Source organism: Candidatus Njordibacter sp. Uisw_002, from assembly GCF_047730155.1.
Taxonomy (GTDB): Bacteria; Pseudomonadota; Gammaproteobacteria; order Pseudomonadales; family Balneatricaceae; genus Njordibacter.
Genome location: NZ_CP159832.1, coordinates 714,584 through 736,867 on the forward strand (window position 1 = coordinate 714,584; position 22,284 = coordinate 736,867).

The following is a 22,284-nucleotide window of genomic DNA, read 5'->3' on the forward strand; positions in this document are numbered from 1 at the left end:
CAAAGCAACTGTTTAGTCTTCGTTATTAATAACGTCAGAATAGGCTTGTGCGCTAAGCAACATACCTAGATCTGCGTCTTCTGCTAGTTTAAGCTTCACAATCCAACCCTCTATATAAGGGTCCTCATTAACCATTTCAGGAGAGTCTTCTAGAGAATCGTTAAAAGCAATTATTTCTCCTGCTATTGGAGCATATGAATCTGATGCTGCTTTTACTGATTCAATAACCGTATACTCTTCGCCAGCATCCAAGCTTCGGCCCACATCTGGAGCTTCAACAAACACGATGTCTCCTAATAACTCTTGGGCATGATGAGTGATGCCAATTGTTACAGTGCCATCACCATTGTCGGCCAACCATTCGTGGGAGTCGGTATAAAGCAATTCAGCAGGAATGTTATTCATGTTTTTGGTTCCTATTATCCAAGATTAAAGTAAATACTCGGCTCTAGTGAAGAGTCGTATATAATATGCATACAGCATATCATTTTGATTAGATCCAATCAATAAAATAGCGTATAGGAAATATTTCCCCTTTTTAGTTTTGCTGTATTCTCGTGCAGGCGCTTGTTAGTTGCCTCGGCATGACGGTGGACGCATGCCGTGTTAGCATGAGCTTTAGCCTGTGAAACCTATGAGATACAACATGTCCGCGGAGCAACCAAATATGCCTGAGTTAAAGATTGAATCCGGTTCTGGGATGCAAGCTAATGTAGAGCCTTTGCAGCTGGGTAAGCGATTACGGGAAATTAGGAAAAGTTTGAATTTAACCTTAGAAGAGGCTAGTCAAAAAACAGGCTTGGCTCGCTCAACTTTGTCTAAGATAGAAAATGAGCAGATCTCTCCAACCTTTACAGCTGTCCAAAAACTAGCAAATGGTCTGCAGATTGACATCCCACAACTTTTCGCTAAACCTCGCACTACCATGGCTTCTGGGCGACGTGTGCTTACGAAATCGGGTCAAGGAACACCGCATCCAACTAGTACCTATGAGCATGAGCTTTTATCTACTGACCTTGCTAGAAAAAAAATGGTGCCTTTTAAGACACGTGTTAGAGCGCGTAGTTTTGATGACTTTGGTGACTGGGTTCGTCATGAAGGAGAAGAGTTTTTGTTGGTGTTAGAAGGTGAGTTAGCTCTTTATACTGAGTTTTACGAGCCTGTAGCTATGGTGGCAGGAGATAGCATGTATTACGATGCAAATATGGGCCATGCTTTGGTGAGCTTGAGTGAGACTGACGCCCTTGTATTGTGGATCGTCGCTCGATAAATCCCTCCAACGCTGAATATTATTTAAAGTAATTTTATTTCCTATAGGAAACTTGTTATAATTTCTGCAGATGAGTGATTTTAACCCAAACTGCGAGAAGTTTATGACTGATTCTTTGTTAACTACCCCTTTTCATTCCATGCATATTCAAGCAGGAGCAAAAATGGTTCCTTTTGCGGGTTACGATATGCCCGTGCAATATGCCATGGGTGTCAAAAAAGAACATTTACACTGTCGTGCTCAAGCTGGATTGTTTGATGTTTCCCATATGGGCCAAGTGCGTCTCACCGGTACATCTATGGAATCAATTGCTCTAGCTTTAGAAAGCTTGATTCCTGCAGATTATGTTGCGCTAGCTCCAGGGCGACAGCGTTATGGTTTTTTTACTAATGCTTCTGGTGGCATTATGGACGATTTAATGGTTACCAATGCTGGTGATCATTTCTTTTTAGTTGTCAACGCTGGGTGTAAGGTGCAAGACATCGAGCATATGCGTGCTCACCTTGGCAGTAATATTGATCTAGAAGTTCTTGAAGATCGTTCTTTATTGGCGCTGCAAGGTCCAAAGGCTTGTGAAGTTCTTGCTCGCCTAGCACCAGATGTTGAAGATATGCGTTTTATGGATGCTAGATCAGTGTCTATTTTGGGGCATGAATGTTTTATTGGTCGAGCTGGTTATACGGGTGAAGATGGGTTTGAAATCTCTGTTGCTAATGATCGAGCAGAAGCATTAGCTGCAAGCTTATTGGCCTTTGATGAAGTAGAGTGGGTAGGCCTTGGCGCTCGTGATTCTTTACGACTAGAAGCAGGATTATGTTTGTATGGACACGACTTAAACCAACAAACGACCCCTATCTCAGCTAATTTGACCTGGGGGATTCAAAAAAGCCGTCGCGCTGGAGGTGATCGTGAAGGTGGGTTTCCTGGGGCAGAAATTGTGTTGGAAGAAATGGCTAATGGTGCGAAGCGTCGCCGTGTTGGTCTACTACCAGAAGGCAAGGCTCCAGTTCGTGAAGGTGTTCAGTTAGTTACAGCACAAGGTGATGTGATTGGCGTAGTAACCTCTGGTGGATTTGGTCCAAGCTTGGGTGCTCCTCTAGCAATGGGCTATGTTGATAATGCTTATACCCCCTTTGATACTCAAGTGTTTGCCTTAGTTCGTGGCAAGCAATTACCTTGTAGAGTGTGTAAGATGCCATTTGTAGAACAAACTTATCGTCGGTAATTATCGGCACAGCCTTTAAGGAGCTTTCGCGTGGCGTATCAACCGGACCAAACTCAAACATTGCTATGGCATGATTATGAAACTTTTGGTCTGGACCCGCGCTGGGATCGCCCTTCACAATTTGCAGCGATACGTACAGATCTAGATTTTAACCAAATTGGTGAGTCTATGATGTGGTACTGCCGTCCAGCTGATGACTATCTACCATCACCAAGTGCCTGTTTAGTGACAGGCGTTACCCCTCAAAAATGCTTACAAGAGGGTGTGCCAGAAGTGGAATTCATGGCTCTAATTAATGAGCAAATGAGCAAGCCAGGTACCTGCAGTTTAGGTTATAACAGTTTACGATTTGATGATGAATTCACAAGGTTTGGTTTGTACCGAAATTTGTTTGATGTCTATGCTCGCGAATGGCAAGGTGGTAATAGCCGTTGGGATTTGATTGACCTGGTCAGAACAGCTGCTGCCATTCGCCCTGAGGGCATCAACTGGCCTCGTAATGAAGCGGGTGAGCTTGTGCTAAAGTTAGATCGACTAGCTCCAGCTAATGGTATCGAGCATGCTGACGCTCATGATGCTTTGGCGGATGTTCGCGCTACTATAGAGTTGGCGCGTTTGCTTAAAAAATCTCAACCTCGACTATACAACTATGTGTTTCAGCTAAAACATAAAGCTCAAGTTTGGGGTCAGTTAGACTTACAAATGCGTAAACCTGTATTGCACGTTTCTTCGACTTATGGGCGTGAAAACGGCTATTTGTCATTGGTTGGTGCGTTTGCAAAGCACCCAAGCAACAACAACGCAGTGCTGGTATTCGACCTGCGCCAAGATCCACGCATTTGGCAAGGCTATAGTTCAGCACAGTTACAAGAGCTGTTATTTAGTCGTAAAGATCTACTGCCTGTGGATGCTCAGCGTCCAGCAGTGAAAGAGATCCAAGTCAACAAGTGCCCTGTGGTATCGCCATTGCAGACCTTGTCTGATGAGCAAGCTACATCCTTTAGTGTTGATAAAACGCAGTGTCTAAAACACCTGCAGTATTTGCGTGAAGACCTAAATTTATGTGAAGCACTATCTCAAGCATATTCAAATCGACCTGACTTCCCTGTAGTAGATCCTGATGCTGGACTTTATGGCGGTGGTTTTTTTAATGATAAAGATCGCAAACTGATGGAAAAGGTACATCAAAGTGATCCGTCTATCTGGAGCGAGGGTGAGTTTTCCTTCACAGATAATCGCTTAGAAGCCATGCTCTTTCGCCTTAAAGCGCGTAACTATCCACATCTATTAAGTGGTGACGAAATGCAGGCGTGGGAGGCTTTTCGCAGTGAACGGCTGCTTGATGCCAGCGCTTCTGGTGCGCGTACTTATGAACACTTTGCCAAAGAGCTAAATGAGTTAGGTCAAAAAATTAAAGACCCAGCTCAAATTGCGATCCTTGAAGAGCTGCACATGTATGCAGAATCTATTTATCCAATGAGCTAACTCAGTGTCGTGGCTTAGTTTATTTGTGTTTAGCGCACTTGCTGCAACATTATTACCTGGTGGGTCGGAGGTCTTGTTGGTGGCTATGTTGATAGAACAGCCTGAAAATGGCTTTTGGTTGTGGCTTATTGCAACTTCGGGCAACAGTTTAGGTGCGTATGTGACCTTTTTCATGGGCGGTATATTAGCTCTTAGATTGCAGCGAAGTAAGTTTCAATCGAGAGTTAAGGGGGCTCTAAAGAGCAGAATAGAAGGGATGTTCATTTTATCAGCACTGCGTGTTGATCAACTTCAAAGTTATGGTGTTTGGTTATTACTGCTTAGTTGGGTGCCTATCATTGGTGACGGATTTTGTTTGGCTGCTGGCTACTTGGGCTGGCCAAAAAGGCTTTGCCTAAGTCTTATCGTGATAGGTAAGGCCTCCCGGTATGCATTGGTCTGGCTGTTTATGATATGGGCGTAATTATACTTCTTCGCGTAAAAATACCCATTGATCATTAGTGCTTTGTTCTTCGCTGTAATAGTAACCAGATTGATCAAAATGTTTAATTTTTTCTACCTCATTGAGTTCGTTTTCAATAATGTATCTTGTCATCATACCTCTAGCTTTTTTTGCAAAGAAGCTAATAATCTTATAATTGCCATTCTTTCTATCTTTAAACACTGGGGTAATAATACGAGCATTTAAGGCCTGTGGCTTTATCGCTTTGAAGTACTCATTGGATGCTAAGTTGATCAATACAGGGGCAGAATCTTGCCCCAATAATGCGTTCAAACCTTCAGTTAGTGAATTTCCCCAATACTCATAGAGGTCTTTACCTTCAGGCGTGGCTAATTTGGTACCCATTTCTAAACGATACGCCTGCATTAAATCCAAAGGTTTTAATAATCCATATAAACCAGACAAAATGCGCAAATGAGACTGGCTAAAGTTGAGTTGGCTTTGAGTTAATGTATTCGCCTCTAGTCCAGTATACACATCCCCCTTAAAAGCTAAAATGGCTTGTTTTGCATTGTCTGTAGTAAAAGGTGTACTAAAACTTCCGTAACGTGCGGTATTAAGCGCTGCTAATTTGTCACTTAATTTCATTAATTGTGCGACGTCTTGAGGTGCCATGGGGGCTAGTACATCGATTAAGGCTTGAGATTGGCTAAGGTACTCTGGCTGACTAGACAGTGTTGTGTGGCTAGGGGTTTCAAAATCTAGTGTTTTGGCAGGAGAAATAACAATTAGCATAGGTAGTAGTATTGCACTTAAAAAAGTAAATAATAATAATGATACTAGGTAACTAAGCTTTTGAGTGCAAGTGTTAAAATGAAACTTTACTCAGGTTTGTCGTCATTAAACATGAGCATGTTAAGATCCCCTTTTTTAATGGCTTGTTAGAGAAGTTTTATGGACACTGTATGTGGTTAAAAAAAATTCAAGGTATCGCTAAATCAGCCCAAACTCAATACCAACAGAGTCAGCTTTTCGTCATCGCTATAGATGGCTGTGGTGGTGCAGGTAAATCGACTTTATGCCAGGCGTTAAGTGATGAAATAAAACCTTGGGCGCATACTCAAGTGGTAAAGTTAGATGACTTTTACCATCCATTGACCAAAATACAGCAGGGGAAATTACACAATGTTTGTGCGAGAGATGCCTATTTCAATGTTAGTGAGTTTAAAGACTGCTTGCTTGAGCCGTTACTAAAAGGTATGAAAGTAAGCTACAAGCCAGTGCATTGGGTCAATGGGGAAAGTGATGACAGTATAGAGCTGCTGCCCAAGGGAGTGTTGATTATTGATGGAGTGTTTGCTTTTAGCAAACCTCTGCGGGACATGGTCCACCTGTCACTTTTTGTGGATACGCCTAGGTCGTTGCGCAAGCAGCGCATGCTGGCTCGACCTCAAGATGATACAAGTTGGATAGATCACTGGCAGTGCACCGAGTCCTGGCATCATCATCAAGAATCAACAGTTGATGCGGTTGAACACCTAGTGTTAGGGGATCAAACCTAGTGGCAATTCTTCTGGCTACTTAGCTTTGGGTATTAAGTGCTGGTAACGCTTTTACTAAATCATCCATTGCCTTTACTTGCCTTAAAAAAGCTTCTAGCTGTGATAATGGCAGCGCACAAGGACCATCGCATTTGGCTTTGGATGGATCAGGATGGGCTTCAAGAAATAAACCAGCAATGCCTTGAGACATGCCTGCCAGGGCTAGCTGGGTTACCTGCGCTCGCCGGCCTCCCGCTGCGTTTTCTTGACCACCTGGAATTTGTAGGGCGTGAGTCACATCAAATAACAAAGGATGTCCGAACGCTTTCATCGTGCCAAACCCCAGCATGTCTACCACTAAATTATTGTAGCCAAAGCTACTGCCGCGTTCGCATAACATTAGCTTGTCATTACCAGCGTCTTTAAACTTGGTGATAATATGAATCATTTCACTTGGTGTTAAAAACTGAGCCTTTTTGATGTTGATAGCAGCCCCAGTTTTGGCCATAGCGATCACTAGGTCTGTTTGCCTGGATAAGAACGCAGGTAATTGAATAACATCAGCAACTTGCGCTGCTGCTTGAGCCTGGTGGGGTTCATGTACGTCGGTAATAATGGGTACATTGTAAGCTGACTTCACTGCCTGAAGTATTTCTAAACCTTTATCAAGGCCTGGCCCACGAAATGAATTGATCGAAGATCGGTTGGCTTTATCAAAAGAAGCTTTAAACACATAGGGTATTTTGAGCTTTTTTGCGGTGTTTACATAATGGTCGGCTATTTCAAGTGCAAGATCTTTAGATTCAAGTACGTTCATACCACCAAATAAAGTAAATGGCAGTGTATTACTAACTGATAAATTCCCAACGGTGACTGTGTTTTGAGACATGGTCTAAAAAATCCTTTAACTGCCATTTATGCATAAGCAACTATTGTATCAGTCAGTTTGTTACAAGCCTATATTTTCCCAATCGATATGATGTATTTATGAGCTGAAAAAATAATTAATACAAGCCCAGTAGGAAAGCCAGAGCTGATCTGCCTTGGCAATTTGTCAAGTCAGATAGTTTAGATTTAAATAATATTCGGCTTGATTTTATCTAGGCAAATGTCTATATTTGGTGGCATATTATGTTTTGAGGCACAATATATAGTGATTTGTTGTTTTTTTCACTATTTGCTTGAATTGCAAAATATGCTGATGTTCTTCAGTTAAGCTGCTGAAAAATAGTAAAAGTTAACAACAAATATAGGCAAATCTATGCAAGGTTTGATGGTCACAAAGCGTAACGGTCGACAAGAAAAAATTGACCTAGAAAAGATACATCGTGTCATAGATTGGGCCGCAGAAGGCTTGGAAAATGTCTCGGTGTCTCAGGTTGAGCTTAAAGCTCATATTCAATTCTTCGATGGTATTCGCACTGCTGATATCCATGAGACCATCATTAAGTCTGCGGCTGATTTAATATCTGAAGAGACGCCTGATTACCAATACATGGCCGCTAGACTGGCTATCTTCCATCTTCGAAAACGTGCCTTTGGCAGCTTTGAACCGCCCCATTTGGGTGAGCACGTTAAAAACATGGTCGCTCTTAAGCGTTATGATAGTGCCTTGTTAAAAGATTATACAGACGCTGAATTTGATCATTTGAACGAATGTTTAGACCATTCTCGCGATATGAATTTTAGTTATGCTGCAGTGAAGCAAATGGAAGGCAAATATTTGGTACAAAACCGAGTGACAGGCCAAATCCATGAAAGTGCTCAAATTTTATACTTGCTGGTAGGTGCTTGCTTATTCTCTAACTACCCTAAAGACACCCGACTAGACTATGTGCAACGTTTCTACGATGCCGTCTCTTTATTTAAGTTGTCGCTGCCTACGCCCATTATGGCAGGTGTTCGAACGCCAACACGCCAGTTTAGTTCATGTGTATTGATAGAATGTGGAGATTCATTGGATTCAATCAATGCTACTTCTTCGGCCATCATTAAGTATGTAAGTCAGCGTGCAGGCATTGGTATTAATGCAGGTCGTTTGCGGGCCTTGGGTAGCCCTATCCGTGGGGGAGAAGCATTTCACACTGGTATGATTCCATTCATAAAGCACTTTCAAACAGCTGTTAAAAGTTGTTCACAAGGTGGTGTGCGTGGTGGTGCAGCTACCTTGTTTTACCCCATTTGGCACCTAGAAGTTGAATCTCTATTGGTATTAAAAAATAACCGTGGGGTAGAGGAGAACCGTGCTAGGCATATGGACTACGGCGTTCAATTTAACCGCTTAATGTACACTCGTTTGATAAAAGGTGGCAACATCACCTTATTCAGTCCTTCAGATGTACCAGGTTTGTATGACGCTTTTTTTGCTGATCAGGATGAATTTGAACGTTTATACGCCACGTATGAGGCTGATGAGTCTATCCGTAAGCGCACCGTTAAAGCAGTAGATTTGTTCAGTAAGTTTGCACAAGAACGAGCTCAGACTGGGCGTATATATCTGCAAAATGTGGACCACTGTAATACACGTAGTGCCTTTGACCCTAAAAAAGCACCAGTGCGAATGAGTAACTTGTGTTTAGAAATCACGTTGCCAACGGCTCCGTTAGATAGCATTGGTGATGCTAGTGGTGAAATAGCCCTGTGTACGTTATCGGCCTTTAACCTAGGCGCTTTAGATAGTTTAGATGAGTTGGAAAACTTAGCAGACCTTATTGTTCGTGCTTTGGATAGCTTGCTTGATTATCAAGAGTATCCAGTACCAGCAGCTTATGAAGCCAGTATGAAGCGTAGAACATTAGGTGTTGGTGTGACCAACTATGCCTACTACCTAGCTAAAAATGGCGCCAAGTATTCTGATGGCTCTGGTAATGCACTAACTCATCGAACGTTTGAAGCGGTGCAGTATTATCTATTGCAAGCCTCTAGCCGCTTAGCCCAAGAACAAGGCGCATGTCCTGCTTATGATGATACTTTTTACGCTCAAGGTGTAATGCCTATTGATAGCTACAAAAAAGACGTGAACAAGTTTTGTGATCAAGAACTTTTACTTGATTGGGATGCGCTACGTCAGCAAATTAAGCAGCACGGCTTGCGCAATAGTACCTTAACAGCGTTGATGCCTTGTGAGACATCGAGCCAAATAACTAACAGCACTAACGGGATAGAGCCTCCACGAGGCTTTGTTAGTGTTAAGGCTAGTAAGGATGGTATTCTCAAACAGGTGGTGCCTGAATTTAAGCGCCTGCGTGATTCGTATGAATTACTTTGGAGTATTCCAAATAATGAGGGTTATTTGCAGCTGGTAGGTATTATGCAAAAGTTTGTTGATCAGGCTATTTCTGCCAATACAAACTATGACCCAGCACGTTTTGAAAATGAAAAAGTGCCTATGAAGCTATTGTTAAAAGACTTACTTACAGCCTACAAGTATGGTGTCAAAACTTTGTATTACCATAACACCCGTGATGGCGCTAATGATGATCAAGATGATGGCTGTGAAGGTGGTGCTTGCAAACTATAGCAAGGACCGTTTTTAAATCCTTTAAGATATAACTGTATAACTACGAGATATTCATGGCTTACTCCACCTTCAGCAAGGTTAAAAATGATGCGTTAAAAGAACCAATGTTCTTTGGCCAAAATGTTAACGTTGCCCGTTACGATCAACAACGCCACCCAATTTTTGAAAAGTTGATCGAGAAACAGCTGTCTTTTTTCTGGCGCCCAGAAGAGGTGGATTTATCCACAGACCGTAAAGATTTTATGGCTATGGCAGAGCATGAAAGGCACATATTCTTAAGTAATTTAAAATACCAAACACTGCTAGACAGTGTGCAAGGGCGATCTCCAAACGTTGCATTTTTACCTGTAGTATCGTTACCAGAGCTAGAGACTTGGCTTGAAACTTGGTCGTTTAGTGAAACAATTCATAGTCGCAGCTACACTCATATCATTCGTAATGTGGTGGATAACCCAGGCATAGTATTTGATGACATTGTAGATAATGACGAAATCGTTAAGCGTGCGGACTCAGTCACACGGTATTATGACTTATTCATTGAAATGTGTAGCCAGTACAGCTTGCTTGGTGAAGGAGTTCATCAAGTTAATGGTGAAGAAGTTGTTGTTAGCTTGAGTGCTTTAAAACGTCAGTTGTATCTCACTCTTGCTTCGGTGAATGTGCTTGAAGCAGTGCGTTTTTATGTTAGTTTTGCTTGTAGTTTTGCCTTTGCTGAAAGGGCTATTATGGAAGGCAACGCTAAGGTTATAAAACTTATTGCTCGCGATGAAGCTTTGCATCTGGCTGGCACTCAGCACATGCTTAATTTAATGGCTAACGGCCAAGATGATCCAGATATGGTAGACATTGCTGCCTCATGCAAAGATGAAGTGATAGAAATCTTTCGAGAAGCAGCAGAACAAGAGCGTGAGTGGGCTAAGTATTTATTTAAAGACGGCTCAATGATTGGCCTAAACGCTGAGATCCTTAGCGACTATGTAGACTATATAACTAACGTTCGTTTACGAGGCTTGGGGTTGGAAGAGATATTTGATATTCGTAGTAACCCCTTACCGTGGATGAATGCTTGGTTGGTAAGCGATAACGTTCAGGTAGCGCCTCAAGAAGCTGAAATAAGCTCATACCTTGTGGGTGCCATCGACAGTAATATGGACGACGCAGATTTTGATGACTTCGACCTTTGATGGTCGCAATACTTTAAATATCGGTAACACAGCTAATGAACGCCACAGTCACTATTAATGACACCCAAAGCTTTGTATACGACGAAGAGTTCTCTTTGTTAGATAGCATGGAAGGGCACCAGATACCGGTAACATATAATTGTCGTGGTGGTTATTGTGGACTTTGTAAAGTGAAATTAACCTCAGGTAAGGTTAACTGGGTACAAGATAGTTTGGTCTCTTTAGGGGATGGAGAGATCTTGGTTTGCTGCTGTGTACCAGATGGCCCTATAGGTTTGGCCATCTAGTGCAAACCCAAAAGACTAGCGATTAATTCGCGCTTGTTTGAGAGTCTCTGCAATTAAGAAAGCTAATTCTAATGCTTGATCGGCATTGAGCCTAGGATCACATGCAGTGTGATAACGGTCAGCTAGGCCTTCAGCTGTGATATCGTGCGCACCACCCATACACTCAGTGACATTTTGTCCAGTCATTTCAAAATGCACACCACCAGCATAAGTGCCTTCAGCATTATGTACATCAAAAAAGCTCTTAACTTCTCGCAATATATCTTTAACTTGACGAGTTTTATAGCCCGTATGGGTTTTAATAGTGTTGCCGTGCATTGGATCACTACTCCAAAGTACGTTACGACCTTCTTTCTCTACGGCCCTAATTAAGCCAGGAAGGTAGGTTTCTACATTATCTGCACCCATGCGGGTAATAATGTTAATTCGGCCCGCTTCATTGTCAGGGTTCAGGATGTCTAGCAAACGCAACATGTCGTCTGCTTTCATTGTAGGTCCTGCCTTAAATCCAAGGGGATTTTTAACACCACGTAAAAACTCAACATGAGCGCCGTCTGGTTGACGAGTACGATCTCCAATCCAAAGCATGTGTGCAGAACAGTCATACCAATCATTAGTCAGACTATCTTGGCGAGTTAATGCTTGTTCATAGTTCAAAAGTAAGGCTTCATGAGAAGTATAAAGGCTGGTTTTATGGAGCTGTGGCGCATTTTCAGCATTAAGGCCGCAGGCGTTCATAAAGTTCAAAGATTGATCAATTTGTGTTGCTAGGTTCTCATAACGGGCGCCAAGGGGGCTTGTTCTTACGAAGTCTTGATTCCACTGGTGGACTTTGTTCAAATCTGCGAAGCCACCTTGGGCAAAAGCCCTAAGTAAATTAAGAGTTGCTGCCGATTGATTGTAGGCTTGCATTAAACGTTCTGGGTCGGGAGCACGGGCAGCCAAAGTAAAGTCGGCACTGTTAATAATGTCACCACGATAGCTTGGAAGCTCTACTCCATTTAGAGTCTCAGTATCTGCAGACCTTGGTTTAGCAAATTGACCAGCCATACGACCCACTTTAACCACAGGGCAACTGCCTGCAAAGGTTAATACTACAGCCATTTGTAACATTACTTTAAAAGTGTCACGTATGTTTGACGCGCCAAATTCAGAGAAGCTTTCTGCACAGTCTCCGCCTTGTAACAAAAAAGCTTTGCCATTAGTGACTTGGGATAAGTGTTTTTTTAACGCGCGTGCCTCACCTGCAAACACCAAAGGGGGTACCTGAGCAATTTGTTGTTCAACGCGCGCAACCTCATGTAGGTCAGGGTAGTTAGGTTGTTGTAATATTGGAAATTTACGCCAGCTGGTTGGAGACCATGGTTTCATTAGTAGGGCCAAAAAATAGTAGATTAGACAGTGCTTTAGGCAATGTATTAGTATCTCTATTTTATATCACGACTACCTATCAGGTACAATTTAGTTTCCATTATTTTTAGTTTAAATTAGTGTGGTACGCGTCCTCATGTACGAAGATCGCATAATTAAAGTCCACTTTTTTAAAATCTACTATACTTGCATGAATAGTTAATTATAAGTTATACCGTGTGTATAAATATTGTCTTAGCCGTCCCTTAAACAGCATTATACAATGCAGAAGTCATTGATAATCACACAAAGGAAGTTAGTGATTTTGAAAGAATAGATACATCAAAAATAATACTTATAGGTGACTCCGAACTTTTATCTAAGGAAGTGAAAGGTATACCCGCTAGGACAGTGTTGTTTGGTACAGCCGATGTTCAAAATGATCTGTATTCTAAGGATGCTTCAAAACACTTTACAAACGGTATCTGAGAACGCCCACAAAGTTCCTATAAAGATATTAGTGAAGCTGATGCGTTTCATCAAATAGCTATGAACATAGGCTTATGATAGCAGTGTGTGGATTATTAATCACATTGAGCAAGGAGATTTAGTGCAAGCTGTAGATTCAACAAAAAAAATCACTATTGAGCCCACTAGCCAAATGCGAGAGTTGAATTAACCGTTAAGTTATAAGGTGGAGTTTAGTGGGTATTTGGAAGGGTTACTTAAAGGCAATGCTTCCCTCAATATCAAACCATGGGCTTAGCGCTAAGGGTTGCTTGTTATAAATACTACCCACAGAGAGCGGGCCTACAGGCGACATTACTTGATAAATAAATAGCTCAACATCTGGGTAGTCAATTAAGAATGCATCAACTAGCTCAATCTGTGTAATAGGTTGAGGAAGCTCAGGTTTTACCGGTGCGCCCCCTTCAATCATTCGATTTTTCCACTGAGCTTTGATTTGAGACTTTAGATCTGGACGCAAGCGAAGGGTGTTTAGTACTTTTGATCCACTGATTAGAATGTCATCTGAGTTTGTTCTTTCTGCAATACCAGTGTAGCGTAGTGGGTAAACATCAAAGTCGAAGTCAACAGTAACTGCACAGCAACGATGGCCTTCTTCTTTAAACATGGCGTCTAAAAAGGAAAAAGCTTTCCGGCTTGATGACGCTCCATACATGCCCGTGTATAAGGCGCCTTGTGGCGATTCAATCCCAAGCATTGTAAGCACTGAATTATCTAATTCATGCGTAGTATCAGAAGTATCCGATTTATTAAACTTTGTGTAAAAAAGTAGGCTTTGCATAGATAATTTAGCGCTGTTTTATTGATGGTTTTACATTAATGAGATCATTATTTGCTTGGTGCTGCCCATTAAGCAAATCTAGTATATAATAAATTTTATAAAATGTTTAACCTTTTCCAAAGTTAGGAATAAATGTAACTCATGTCATCAAACCCATTATCAGGTAAAGAGCTTAAGAGGCTATCCGTTGTATTAAACGAACGGATTGCATCCCTTTCGTGGTTGTTTGGTTTTTCCTCAGCCCAGTGGGTGAAAAACGCCAATAGAGAAAAAGGCGAGCTACTTATTCAGCATTCTTTGATGATACGAATGCTGTTGGAGCGGCCTGAGTTATCTCCTATTCCAAAAGTGCCGTTAATGCATGAAGTCTATGACCTATTGGTTGCGATTGATCCTAGTCTTACGCACAATAAAATGGCGACAATGGTTGGCTTGAGTACAAAATCAACAAAACGAATTTTTGGTGATGGAGCGCCAACAAGCACGGTTGGTCATATGTTATTGATCATCAAGGATGAGCTTGGACGCTTAAAGACAAAACAGGAAAAACGTGAGTTTTATAAATTCTTACAAGATAATATTAAATGTGAAGCTCAAGCTCGTGGCTACGATGCTGATAAAGTATTGAATGATCTAGGCTGGACAATAAACGCCACGCCCGCAGACCCCAAAAATTAATTCATTACTATGTCATAGTTTGTATATAAAAGCTGGGTAGATTTTGCCGCGTAGTTTTGTATATTGCTTAAGTGGCTTAGTGTTAAACTTATAACTTGACTCAAAACCAAATCTAATAAATTCAAGATAGTAACTCCGTACATATCATTTAACTTATAATAATATTGTACTTTAGGTAATAAAGTATGCGATCAAGTTTTTTTGATAAAGGCCTGCAACAACTTTTTATAATCTGCGCAGCTCAATCTACCCCTCATGCCTTTAAAACACTATAGTAATCCACTCAAATGCGTCTTTTTCCAGTGTGCCTGCGTATATTAAAGAATCATGACTTGCCTAAGATTGCTTACAGGCCGGCTATGTTGAAATGTGGAATAATTTGGATAGCTACGGTGCCAAAAAAAGTAAGACAGTAAGGTGGATGAGTCGTATTATTCGAAACAAAGCTTTAAATATGGTGAAGCCAGCAACCAACAACAAAGCTATATTTTGGTGTTACAAAACCAGCAAGGAGACTCCGCTCTATTGTCTCTAAATTATCAGCACTGACTATCGTCTCATGGTTATTCGCTGGATACCTAGTTAGGGCAGCAGAAACTATATTGGCAAATGATTCTTATGCACACCAGTTATGGGGCCTCGAGATGTTAGTACTAGTGTTATATGGCCCTAAACCTTGGTCTTTAGAGCGTTTATGAATTAGGTGTGATTAGATTTTGTATATTTTTAGTGGTTTAATATTAGTGTTTATTTTGTGGGAAATAGCTTTCCAAAATAATTATCAATTTTAAGTAAAAGAGAGTGCTTGTGAGACTAAGTTGGTTACCTAGAAAAACACAAAAACACGTGCTGAACATTGGCTTATGTTTATTATTAATTTTAGGTTCCTTTGAAGCGTTAATGGGGCCCGATTTAGTATCGAACCTACGAGATTTTACGGGTAGGTATGGAGCTTATTTGTTACTTATCAGTTTGCTTTTTACTCCTTTGAGCCACAGATTCAAATGGGCTAAGCGTAACCTATGGATGCGTCGTAATATTGGAGTATGGGGATTTATCTATGCCGCCGCACACCTTGTTATTTGGATTGTTTTGGAGTTTTACTTTGATTGGGCACTAATGTTTGATGAAATTAAAGGCAACTTGTTTATTTTACTTGGCATTTTAGCCTTTTCTTTGCTGTTACCCTTAGCACTTACATCCAACAATCGTGCTGTTAAATATCTTAGCTTTCGCAAGTGGCAATTACTACACTCATTAACGTACGTGGCTATTTCTGGAGTAATTGCGCATCATTTTATGGCACAAAAAACAGCAGAGTCAGAGCCCTTGCTCATGGGCTTAGTATTAATTTTAGTATTTATTTGGAGGTATCGTCATGCCCATTGAGTCGTCTGAGATTACACCAGAAAAAGTATATAAAAGGCGCCGCATTTTAATTGCTGCAGGGGTTGGCGTATTAGGGGTGCCCTTAATAGATAAAGCGTATGGTATTTTTCAAGAGAAGCAGGATGGACAAATGCCATTTCCTAAAGTATCCGAGTTACCAAATGAACAAAGCCAGCCATTAGTGCCAACGCCATATGAGACAATCACGTCCTATAACAACTATTATGAATTTGGTTTTGGTAAGGATGATCCTTCCAAAGCAGCTAAAACATTAACTACTTCGCCTTGGAGTGTTGAAATTGGTGGTGAGGGAGCCGATAAGCCTGGCATTTATGATATTGCTGATATTAAGGGTGAATCTGCTATTGAGAATCATATATATCGATTTCGCTGCGTAGAAGCGTGGTCGATGGTGATCCCGTGGAACGGTATCAAACTATCTGAAGTTATTAAATCTGCACTACCTAATAGCAAAGCTAAATATGTACGTTTTACTACGATAAATGATCCCCAACAGATGCCTAATGCAGGTTGGGCTGGTGGGCCTTATGTAGAAGGCTTGACCATAGAAGAAGCAATGAATCCTTTGACATTATTGTCCACGGGCATATATGACAAGCCGTTAGAGCAGCAAAATGGAGCGCCTATTCGATTAGTAGTGCCGTGGAAATATGGCTTTAAGTATGCCAAATCTATTGTAAAGATCGAGTTAGTCGAGAAAATACCCCAAAACACATGGTGGCTACAAAACAAAAGAGAATATGGTTTTTATGCTAACGTTAACCCTAAATTTAACCACCCACGTTGGACGCAAGCGACAGAGCGAGTAATTGGCGAGCTAGGTCGCAAGCCTACGCTGTTGTATAACGGGTATGCACAGGAGGTTGCACATATGTATCCAGATGTGGAAAACCGATTATATTTTTTTTAGCGTGTGATGAAGTGCCTTACCAGCGCCTTTAATAAGCTTTGGTAAGAGATGCCGATGCTATAAAGGTAGACCCTTTTAACCCATAAGTCATGGGTTTAAGCTTGGGCCTGTGATTACAGGCAATCTTGCGGTGGCTTTAGGGGCTGGCCTTGCTGGTTGGTTTGCTTTACACCCACTAGGGTTGCGGCAGAAGTTTCACGGGCGGTGACCAAAAAATCCATCATGTACTTACTGTTGGCTTGGTCACTGCGCAGTGCAGCATAAAGAGTGCACCAAATGCCAGACTCACCCATAGGCACGGCAGTCACGTAGCCACGGCTGCTATATTCTTCTAGCGCCCAGTTTGGCAAAGCGCACACGCCTCGACCACTAGCTACCAGTTGCATCATCATTACAGTAAGCTCTGCGTGTCTTATGGCTGCTGGCTCTACTTCTGCGGGGTCTAAAAATTGCACAAACACATCCAACATATCCTTATCTACTGGGTAGCAAATAAGGGTTTGGTCTACAATGTCTTGTGGCTCTATAAATGCTTTTTGGGCCAGTGGATGACGGTTGCTTACGGCAAGTACAGACTCGTAGCTAAACAACGGCACATAGCTAATGCCAGGCAAATCTTTAGGGTTGGCGGTAATCACAAGGTCTAGCTCACCACTGCGCAGTGCTGGCAGGGGGGCAAAGTTGAATCCGCTGGCTAAATCTAGCTCCACCTCGGGCCAGTCACCTCGATATCGGTCTAAGCTTGGCATAAGCCATTGAAAGCAGCTGTGGCACTCTATAGCAATGTTAAGGCGGCCCACGGCACCAGCAGCCAAACGGCCAAGCTCTCGTTCAGTGTTGCTAATCTGTGGCAATAAGTCGTCAGCCAAGAGCAGCATCCTTTGCCCTGCAGTGGTGAACTCTACAGGTTTAGTTTTGCGAATAAATAGCTCTAAACCCAGTTTATGCTCTAAGTCTTTAATTTGGTGAGACAAGGCCGACTGAGTGAGAAACACTTTCTCAGCGGCCTCCACCAAGCTGCCAGTTTCTCTTAGGGCGGATAGTGTGCGTAGGTGTCTTAGCTCAATCATTAGTTGTATTTAGTTCTGGTCTTTATTGGATTACAAAAAGGGTAGGTTAATGAGTTTGTGGATGCAGCAGTAAAAATTCCATGAGTGCTTTTTGTGCATGCAAACGATTCTCTGCCTCGTCATAAACCACACTGCGCGGATCATCAAACATATTATGGCTAATCTCCAAGCCACGATAGGCGGGTAAGCAGTGCATAAATAATGCATCTGGCTGGGCTAAGTCCATAAGCTGTGGGTTTACTTGATGATTTACAAAGGCTGCCTCACGAGCTTTTTTCTCGTCTTCTTGGCCCATAGAGGCCCAAGTATCGGTCACTACTAAGTGACTACCTACCACAGCATGTTTGGGGTTTTGTATCAGCGTTACTCGGTCTGCGTTACTGGCCATTAGTGCGGCATTGGGTAAGTAGCCGTCTGGGCAGGCGATATTAAGCTTAAAATCAAACTGTTTGGCGGCGTTCATAAATGAATGGCACATGTTGTTGCCATCGCCTACCCAAGTGACAGTTTTGCCTTTAATGCTGCCACGGTGCTCTACAAAGGTTTGTATATCGGCAAGTAATTGGCACGGGTGATAATCGTCGGTGAGTGCGTTAATAACAGGCACTTTAGAATGGGCTGCAAACTCTTCTACTTGCCTATGGGAAAACGTGCGAATCATAATAATATCCACCATGCTAGAGATTACTTTTGCACTATCTATGATGGGTTCGCCGCGGCCTAGTTGGGTGTCTTTTGAAGAGAGAAATATAGCGTGGCCACCTAGTTGCGCCATGCCAGATTCAAACGATACACGGGTACGGGTAGATGATTTTTCAAAAATCATGCCCAGCACTTGGTTACGAAAAGGCTCGTACACAGTGCCTTGACGTCTAATGTTCTTAAGCTCTATGGCGCGGTTAATCACCCAATTGAGTTCATTTGGCGATAAGTCGAGTAAGGTCAAAAAGTGACGTGGTGAAGGAGTAGACATGGATAATAGTCGCCTAAACAAGAAATCATACGGCGAATACATCGTGCTTGCAAATATCCAAGCCTATAGACCCTATAAATAGCGTAAATAGTTAAATATAAAGGTATATGCCGGACCATAAAGGCACGCGGTACTTTATTGGCCAAATAATACCTGACTAAATTGGTAGGATAGGTTTATAATTGCGTTTATGAATGAGCTGCTTTTTTTGCGTGCTCAAAAAGTATCCGAATTAAGTCATTACAACCCAGCGAGACCATCATTATGGACACATTAGCCACTATTAAAGAACAGATTCAAAGCAATGCGATTTTATTGTATATGAAAGGCACACCTAAATTTCCTCAATGTGGCTTTTCCTCACAAACTGTGCAAAACCTAATGAACTGTGGCGAGCGTTTTGCTTTTGTGAATATTTTAGAGCACCCTGATATTCGTGCAGAATTGCCTAAGTATGCAAACTGGCCTACGTTTCCACAATTGTGGGTAGGTGGTGAGCTTGTGGGTGGGTGCGATATTATTACAGACTTAGCTCAGTCAGGCGAATTAGCAACACTTATCAGTGCTGCTGCCCCCAAAGACGATGATGCAGAATAAGTAACACTTATACAAAACCACAGCAACTCACTCTAATAGAGGAAACACTATGAGCGTATTAGTAGGCAAGCAAGCCCCAGATTTTACGGTACCGGCTGTATTAGGCGACGGTACTATTGTTGATGACTTTAACTTTAGCGCCGCCACTAAAGGCAAATATGCTTTGGTTTTTTTCTACCCACTAGATTTCACTTTTGTTTGCCCATCAGAGCTGATTGCTTTAGATCACCGCATGGATGATTTCAAGGCTCTAGGTGTAGAAGTGATAGGAGTGTCTATAGACTCTCATTTTACTCACAATGCATGGCGCAACACGGCTATAAACGACGGCGGTATTGGTCCAGTTAAATACACTTTAGCAGCAGATATGGCCCATGATATTTGCCGCGCTTACGACGTTGAGCTGGCAGATGGCAGTGTGGCTTATCGTGGTGCTTTTATTATCGACCGTGACGGCCAAGTGCGTTCACAGATCATTAATGACTTACCTTTGGGTCGTAACATGGACGAATTGCTGCGTATCTTTGATGCGCTTCAATTCCATGAAGAGCATGGCGAAGTTTGCCCAGCGGGTTGGACTAAAGGCGATTCGGGCATGAAAGATTCACCTGCAGGTGTTGCTTCTTACCTAAGTGAGAACGCTGACAAGCTGTAAGCTTTGTGCCAGCACTTGTGATAAAAAGCCTCGCTAATATAATAGTTAACGGGGCTTTTTTGTGCCTAAGTTTTTCCTAAAAAATAGATGGCATATCTATGTTAAATAGGCCTTAAATAAGTGTTTAATGGTTGGCGTGCGCATATGGTTGATCATCATCATTGCATTACCCCATAGGGCTAGTTAAAATCACTATCAATTACCCTTCGCGTTACTTACTTTTTATAAGGCACCTTGCATGGCCCCTACCCCAGCTAAAACGAGCCCAAAAGTGACTTCAGCACCCGTGCCTATGCGTTTTGTTGGCCCCATGAAAATCAGTTCTCAAAAAAGCTTGGATAATGCATGGCAAGATAAAGTGTCAGTGCCGCTGGCTACTTACGAAATCCCTTTGTGGCATTCGGTAGGTCGTGGCGCTAGGCTGTCTACCTTGTGTGATGAAGGCATAAAAACCACATTGGTTGATGAGCGTATGACCCGCTCTATTTTGCTAGAAGCAAAAGATGCGAGCCAAGTGCTCAATGCATGGCGTTCTATTGAAATGCGCCAAGACGAAATGCAATTAATCGTGAGTGAAACCAGTCGTTTTGCCAAGCTTATTGATATGAATATGCAGATTGTGGCCAATTTATTGTATTTGCGCTTAGAGTTTAAGACAGGCGATGCATCGGGCCATAATATGGTCACTAAAGCAGCAGATCGCCTCATGCAGTGGGTTTTGGATGAATACCCAACGCTTTCTTATTCATCTATTTCAGGTAATTATTGTAGTGACAAAAAAGCCACCGCAGTAAATGGCATTTTAGGCCGTGGCAAGTATGTGGTCGCAGAGCTTAGCGTGCCCAGAGATTTGTGTGAGCGCAAACTACTGACTACCCCTGAAAAAATAGTAGATCTTAATATTAAGAAAAACCTACTAGGCACGCTCATGGCAGGCGGCCTGCGCAGTGCAAATGCCCACTTTGCTAACATGCTACTGGGCTTTTATTTGGCCACAGGCCAAGATGCGGCCAATATTATAGAAGGCTCGCAAGGCATGGTGCATGCTGAAGTGAGAGAAGGAGATTTATACTTTTCATGCACCCTACCTAATATTATTGTAGGCACCATAGGCAACGGCAAAGGGTTAGATTTTGTGACTCAAAACTTGGCTAGGCTTGGGTGTTCTGAAGAGGCTGAGTCAGGTGCGAATGCGCGCCGTTTGGCGCAAATATGTGCTGCTACGGTGTTATGTGGAGAATTATCTTTACTGGCAGCACAAACTAATCAGGGCGAGCTTATGCAAGCCCATTTGACGTTAGAGCGATAAATGAACGATCAAACAAATCGCCGAAAACGGCAACACATTGAAGTGATTGGTAGAGACGAAGGCGTGGAGCGTAACGGGCGGTTTTTTGATGCTATGGCGTTACAGCATCGTGCCATGCCAGAGATTAACTTAGCTGATGTCGACCCTAGCATAGAGATTATGGGTAAGCGTTTAAGCTTTCCTTTACTTATTTCCTCCATGACTGGTGGTGATGATGTGTTGGTAGAGAAAGTGAACCAACGTTTGGCCCAAGCTGCTCAAATTACTGGAGTAGCTATGGGTGTAGGCTCACAAAGGGTAATGCTAGAGGATAAAAAGGCTGCGGCGAGTTTTGATTTACGCAAATATGCTCCTGATGCATTATTGTTTGCTAATATAGGCGCCATTCAGTTAAATAATGGTATGGGGCCGGATCAGTTACAAAAAGCGATTGATGTATTGGCCGCAGATGCTATTTTTTTACATCTTAATCCGCTACAAGAAGCGGTGCAGCCAGAAGGGGATACTAATTTTGCTAATTTGGCACAAGCTATAGGCCATGCGCAAGCCAACCTTAATGTGCCTGTTGTGCTTAAAGAAGTGGGTGCAGGGCTTAGTGTTGCAGATATAGAGCTAGGCATGCGCCACGGTATTAAATGGTTTGATGTGGCTGGGCGTGGCGGCACATCATGGGCGCGTATTGAACAGCAGCGCCGGCAAGACACGCATACTTTAGGTTTTACTCTACAAGACTGGGGTATTCCTACACCACTGGCCATGAAAAATGCACGTCCATACATGCAAGATGCACATTTCATTGCCAGCGGTGGGATGCGCAATGGGCTAGACTTGATAAAGAGTGTTATCATGGGCGCTAAGTTAGGTGGCGTAGCTAAACCGCTTTTAGGGCCGGCCATGGAATCTACTGATGCAGTTGTGGATGCTATTGAAGCCTTGAAAAAAGAGTTTGTTACTGCCATGTTTTTATTGTCTGCAAGCTGTGTAGACGATCTGTATTTAAACGATACATTAGTGCTTAGTGAAGGTTAGTTGAGACATCTGCGCTTTGTTCAGTTTTAGTAGGGAAGAT

23 protein-coding genes are annotated in these 22,284 nt (G+C 42.4%); 16 read left to right on the forward strand and 7 right to left on the reverse strand.

Features of this window, described 5'->3' with window-relative positions; genetic code table 11:
• Positions 1–12: 12 nt before the first annotated feature.
• Positions 13–405 (reverse strand): glycine cleavage system protein GcvH, encoded by a 393-nt coding sequence (gcvH, locus tag ABXT42_RS03470; protein ID WP_443628978.1) that lies wholly within the window; start codon positions 403–405, stop codon positions 13–15.
• A gap of 262 nt (positions 406–667) precedes the next feature.
• Between gcvH and ABXT42_RS03475 the strand changes: the two genes are divergently transcribed.
• From ABXT42_RS03475 to ABXT42_RS03490, 4 genes are all read left to right on the forward strand, one after another.
• Complete coding sequence (locus tag ABXT42_RS03475) at positions 668–1,270, forward strand: helix-turn-helix domain-containing protein (RefSeq protein ID WP_443628979.1); 603 nt, start codon at positions 668–670, stop codon at positions 1,268–1,270.
• Positions 1,271–1,373: 103 nt separating this feature from the next.
• The gene (gcvT, locus tag ABXT42_RS03480; protein WP_443628980.1) at positions 1,374–2,495 is read left to right on the forward strand and encodes a glycine cleavage system aminomethyltransferase GcvT; all 1,122 of its coding nucleotides are present in this window, start codon (positions 1,374–1,376) and stop codon (positions 2,493–2,495) included.
• 30 nt (positions 2,496–2,525) lie between these two features.
• Entirely contained in the window at positions 2,526–3,980 is a 1,455-nt protein-coding gene (gene sbcB / locus ABXT42_RS03485; RefSeq protein ID WP_443628981.1) for an exodeoxyribonuclease I, read from the forward strand.
• A 4-nt stretch (positions 3,981–3,984) separates the two neighbouring features.
• Positions 3,985–4,443 carry a YqaA family protein gene (locus tag ABXT42_RS03490; protein ID WP_443628982.1) on the forward strand — a complete coding sequence of 153 codons (459 nt, stop codon included), beginning with the start codon at positions 3,985–3,987 and terminating at the stop codon, positions 4,441–4,443.
• On the opposite strand, the gene yaaA is transcribed toward ABXT42_RS03490, so the two are convergent.
• Positions 4,444–5,217 (reverse strand): peroxide stress protein YaaA, encoded by a 774-nt coding sequence (gene yaaA / locus ABXT42_RS03495; RefSeq protein ID WP_443628983.1) that lies wholly within the window; start codon positions 5,215–5,217, stop codon positions 4,444–4,446. It abuts the gene before it with no gap.
• Between the two features lie 170 nt (positions 5,218–5,387).
• On the opposite strand from yaaA, the gene ABXT42_RS03500 reads away from it, so the two are divergent.
• Positions 5,388–5,984: a uridine kinase family protein gene (locus ABXT42_RS03500; protein WP_443628984.1), complete on the forward strand. Its 597-nt coding sequence runs from the start codon at positions 5,388–5,390 to the stop codon at positions 5,982–5,984.
• A 19-nt stretch (positions 5,985–6,003) separates the two neighbouring features.
• On the opposite strand, the gene kdsA is transcribed toward ABXT42_RS03500, so the two are convergent.
• Positions 6,004–6,852, reverse strand: a complete 849-nt coding sequence (kdsA, locus tag ABXT42_RS03505; protein WP_443628985.1) for a 3-deoxy-8-phosphooctulonate synthase — start codon at positions 6,850–6,852, stop codon at positions 6,004–6,006.
• Between the two features lie 372 nt (positions 6,853–7,224).
• Here kdsA and nrdA point away from each other — a divergent pair, with 372 nt between their 5' ends.
• Genes nrdA through yfaE form a run of 3 tightly spaced genes read left to right on the forward strand, consistent with a single transcriptional unit; the run spans position 7,225 to position 10,954 of the window.
• The gene (nrdA, locus tag ABXT42_RS03510; RefSeq protein WP_443628986.1) at positions 7,225–9,483 is read left to right on the forward strand and encodes a class 1a ribonucleoside-diphosphate reductase subunit alpha; all 2,259 of its coding nucleotides are present in this window, start codon (positions 7,225–7,227) and stop codon (positions 9,481–9,483) included.
• A gap of 53 nt (positions 9,484–9,536) precedes the next feature.
• Entirely contained in the window at positions 9,537–10,667 is a 1,131-nt protein-coding gene (gene nrdB, locus ABXT42_RS03515; RefSeq protein WP_443628987.1) for a class Ia ribonucleoside-diphosphate reductase subunit beta, read from the forward strand.
• A gap of 35 nt (positions 10,668–10,702) precedes the next feature.
• Positions 10,703–10,954: a class I ribonucleotide reductase maintenance protein YfaE gene (yfaE, locus tag ABXT42_RS03520; protein WP_443628988.1), complete on the forward strand. Its 252-nt coding sequence runs from the start codon at positions 10,703–10,705 to the stop codon at positions 10,952–10,954.
• A gap of 15 nt (positions 10,955–10,969) precedes the next feature.
• Here yfaE and ABXT42_RS03525 read toward each other — a convergent pair whose 3' ends face one another.
• Both ABXT42_RS03525 and ABXT42_RS03530 read right to left on the reverse strand, forming a co-directional pair.
• Entirely contained in the window at positions 10,970–12,325 is a 1,356-nt protein-coding gene (locus ABXT42_RS03525) for a class II 3-deoxy-7-phosphoheptulonate synthase (protein ID WP_443628989.1), read from the reverse strand.
• Positions 12,326–13,025: 700 nt separating this feature from the next.
• Complete coding sequence (locus ABXT42_RS03530) at positions 13,026–13,529, reverse strand: hypothetical protein (RefSeq protein ID WP_443628990.1); 504 nt, start codon at positions 13,527–13,529, stop codon at positions 13,026–13,028.
• 225 nt (positions 13,530–13,754) lie between these two features.
• On the opposite strand from ABXT42_RS03530, the gene ABXT42_RS03535 reads away from it, so the two are divergent.
• The 4 genes from ABXT42_RS03535 to msrP all read left to right on the forward strand — a co-directional run bounded on the left by ABXT42_RS03535 (position 13,755) and on the right by msrP (position 16,611).
• Positions 13,755–14,291: a hypothetical protein gene (locus ABXT42_RS03535; protein WP_443628991.1), complete on the forward strand. Its 537-nt coding sequence runs from the start codon at positions 13,755–13,757 to the stop codon at positions 14,289–14,291.
• A gap of 367 nt (positions 14,292–14,658) precedes the next feature.
• Positions 14,659–14,826 (forward strand): hypothetical protein, encoded by a 168-nt coding sequence (locus ABXT42_RS03540; RefSeq protein WP_443628992.1) that lies wholly within the window; start codon positions 14,659–14,661, stop codon positions 14,824–14,826.
• 365 nt (positions 14,827–15,191) lie between these two features.
• The gene (locus tag ABXT42_RS03545) at positions 15,192–15,680 is read left to right on the forward strand and encodes a sulfite oxidase heme-binding subunit YedZ (protein WP_443629435.1); all 489 of its coding nucleotides are present in this window, start codon (positions 15,192–15,194) and stop codon (positions 15,678–15,680) included.
• Positions 15,670–16,611 carry a protein-methionine-sulfoxide reductase catalytic subunit MsrP gene (gene msrP, locus ABXT42_RS03550; protein WP_443628993.1) on the forward strand — a complete coding sequence of 314 codons (942 nt, stop codon included), beginning with the start codon at positions 15,670–15,672 and terminating at the stop codon, positions 16,609–16,611. Before ABXT42_RS03545 ends, msrP begins: the two co-directional genes overlap by 11 nt.
• A 113-nt stretch (positions 16,612–16,724) precedes the next feature.
• On the opposite strand, the gene ABXT42_RS03555 is transcribed toward msrP, so the two are convergent.
• Entirely contained in the window at positions 16,725–17,681 is a 957-nt protein-coding gene (locus ABXT42_RS03555; RefSeq protein ID WP_443628994.1) for a LysR family transcriptional regulator, read from the reverse strand.
• Between the two features lie 46 nt (positions 17,682–17,727).
• The gene (argF, locus tag ABXT42_RS03560) at positions 17,728–18,654 is read right to left on the reverse strand and encodes an ornithine carbamoyltransferase (protein WP_443628995.1); all 927 of its coding nucleotides are present in this window, start codon (positions 18,652–18,654) and stop codon (positions 17,728–17,730) included.
• Positions 18,655–18,918: 264 nt separating this feature from the next.
• On the opposite strand from argF, the gene grxD reads away from it, so the two are divergent.
• The 4 genes from grxD to fni all read left to right on the forward strand — a co-directional run bounded on the left by grxD (position 18,919) and on the right by fni (position 22,244).
• Positions 18,919–19,251, forward strand: a complete 333-nt coding sequence (grxD, locus tag ABXT42_RS03565) for a Grx4 family monothiol glutaredoxin (protein WP_443628996.1) — start codon at positions 18,919–18,921, stop codon at positions 19,249–19,251.
• A gap of 49 nt (positions 19,252–19,300) precedes the next feature.
• Positions 19,301–19,906, forward strand: a complete 606-nt coding sequence (locus ABXT42_RS03570) for a peroxiredoxin (protein WP_443628997.1) — start codon at positions 19,301–19,303, stop codon at positions 19,904–19,906.
• Positions 19,907–20,144: 238 nt separating this feature from the next.
• The gene (locus ABXT42_RS03575; protein ID WP_443628998.1) at positions 20,145–21,215 is read left to right on the forward strand and encodes a hydroxymethylglutaryl-CoA reductase; all 1,071 of its coding nucleotides are present in this window, start codon (positions 20,145–20,147) and stop codon (positions 21,213–21,215) included.
• Positions 21,216–22,244: a type 2 isopentenyl-diphosphate Delta-isomerase gene (fni, locus tag ABXT42_RS03580; RefSeq protein ID WP_443628999.1), complete on the forward strand. Its 1,029-nt coding sequence runs from the start codon at positions 21,216–21,218 to the stop codon at positions 22,242–22,244. It begins immediately after the preceding gene.
• Positions 22,245–22,284 lie beyond the last annotated feature (40 nt).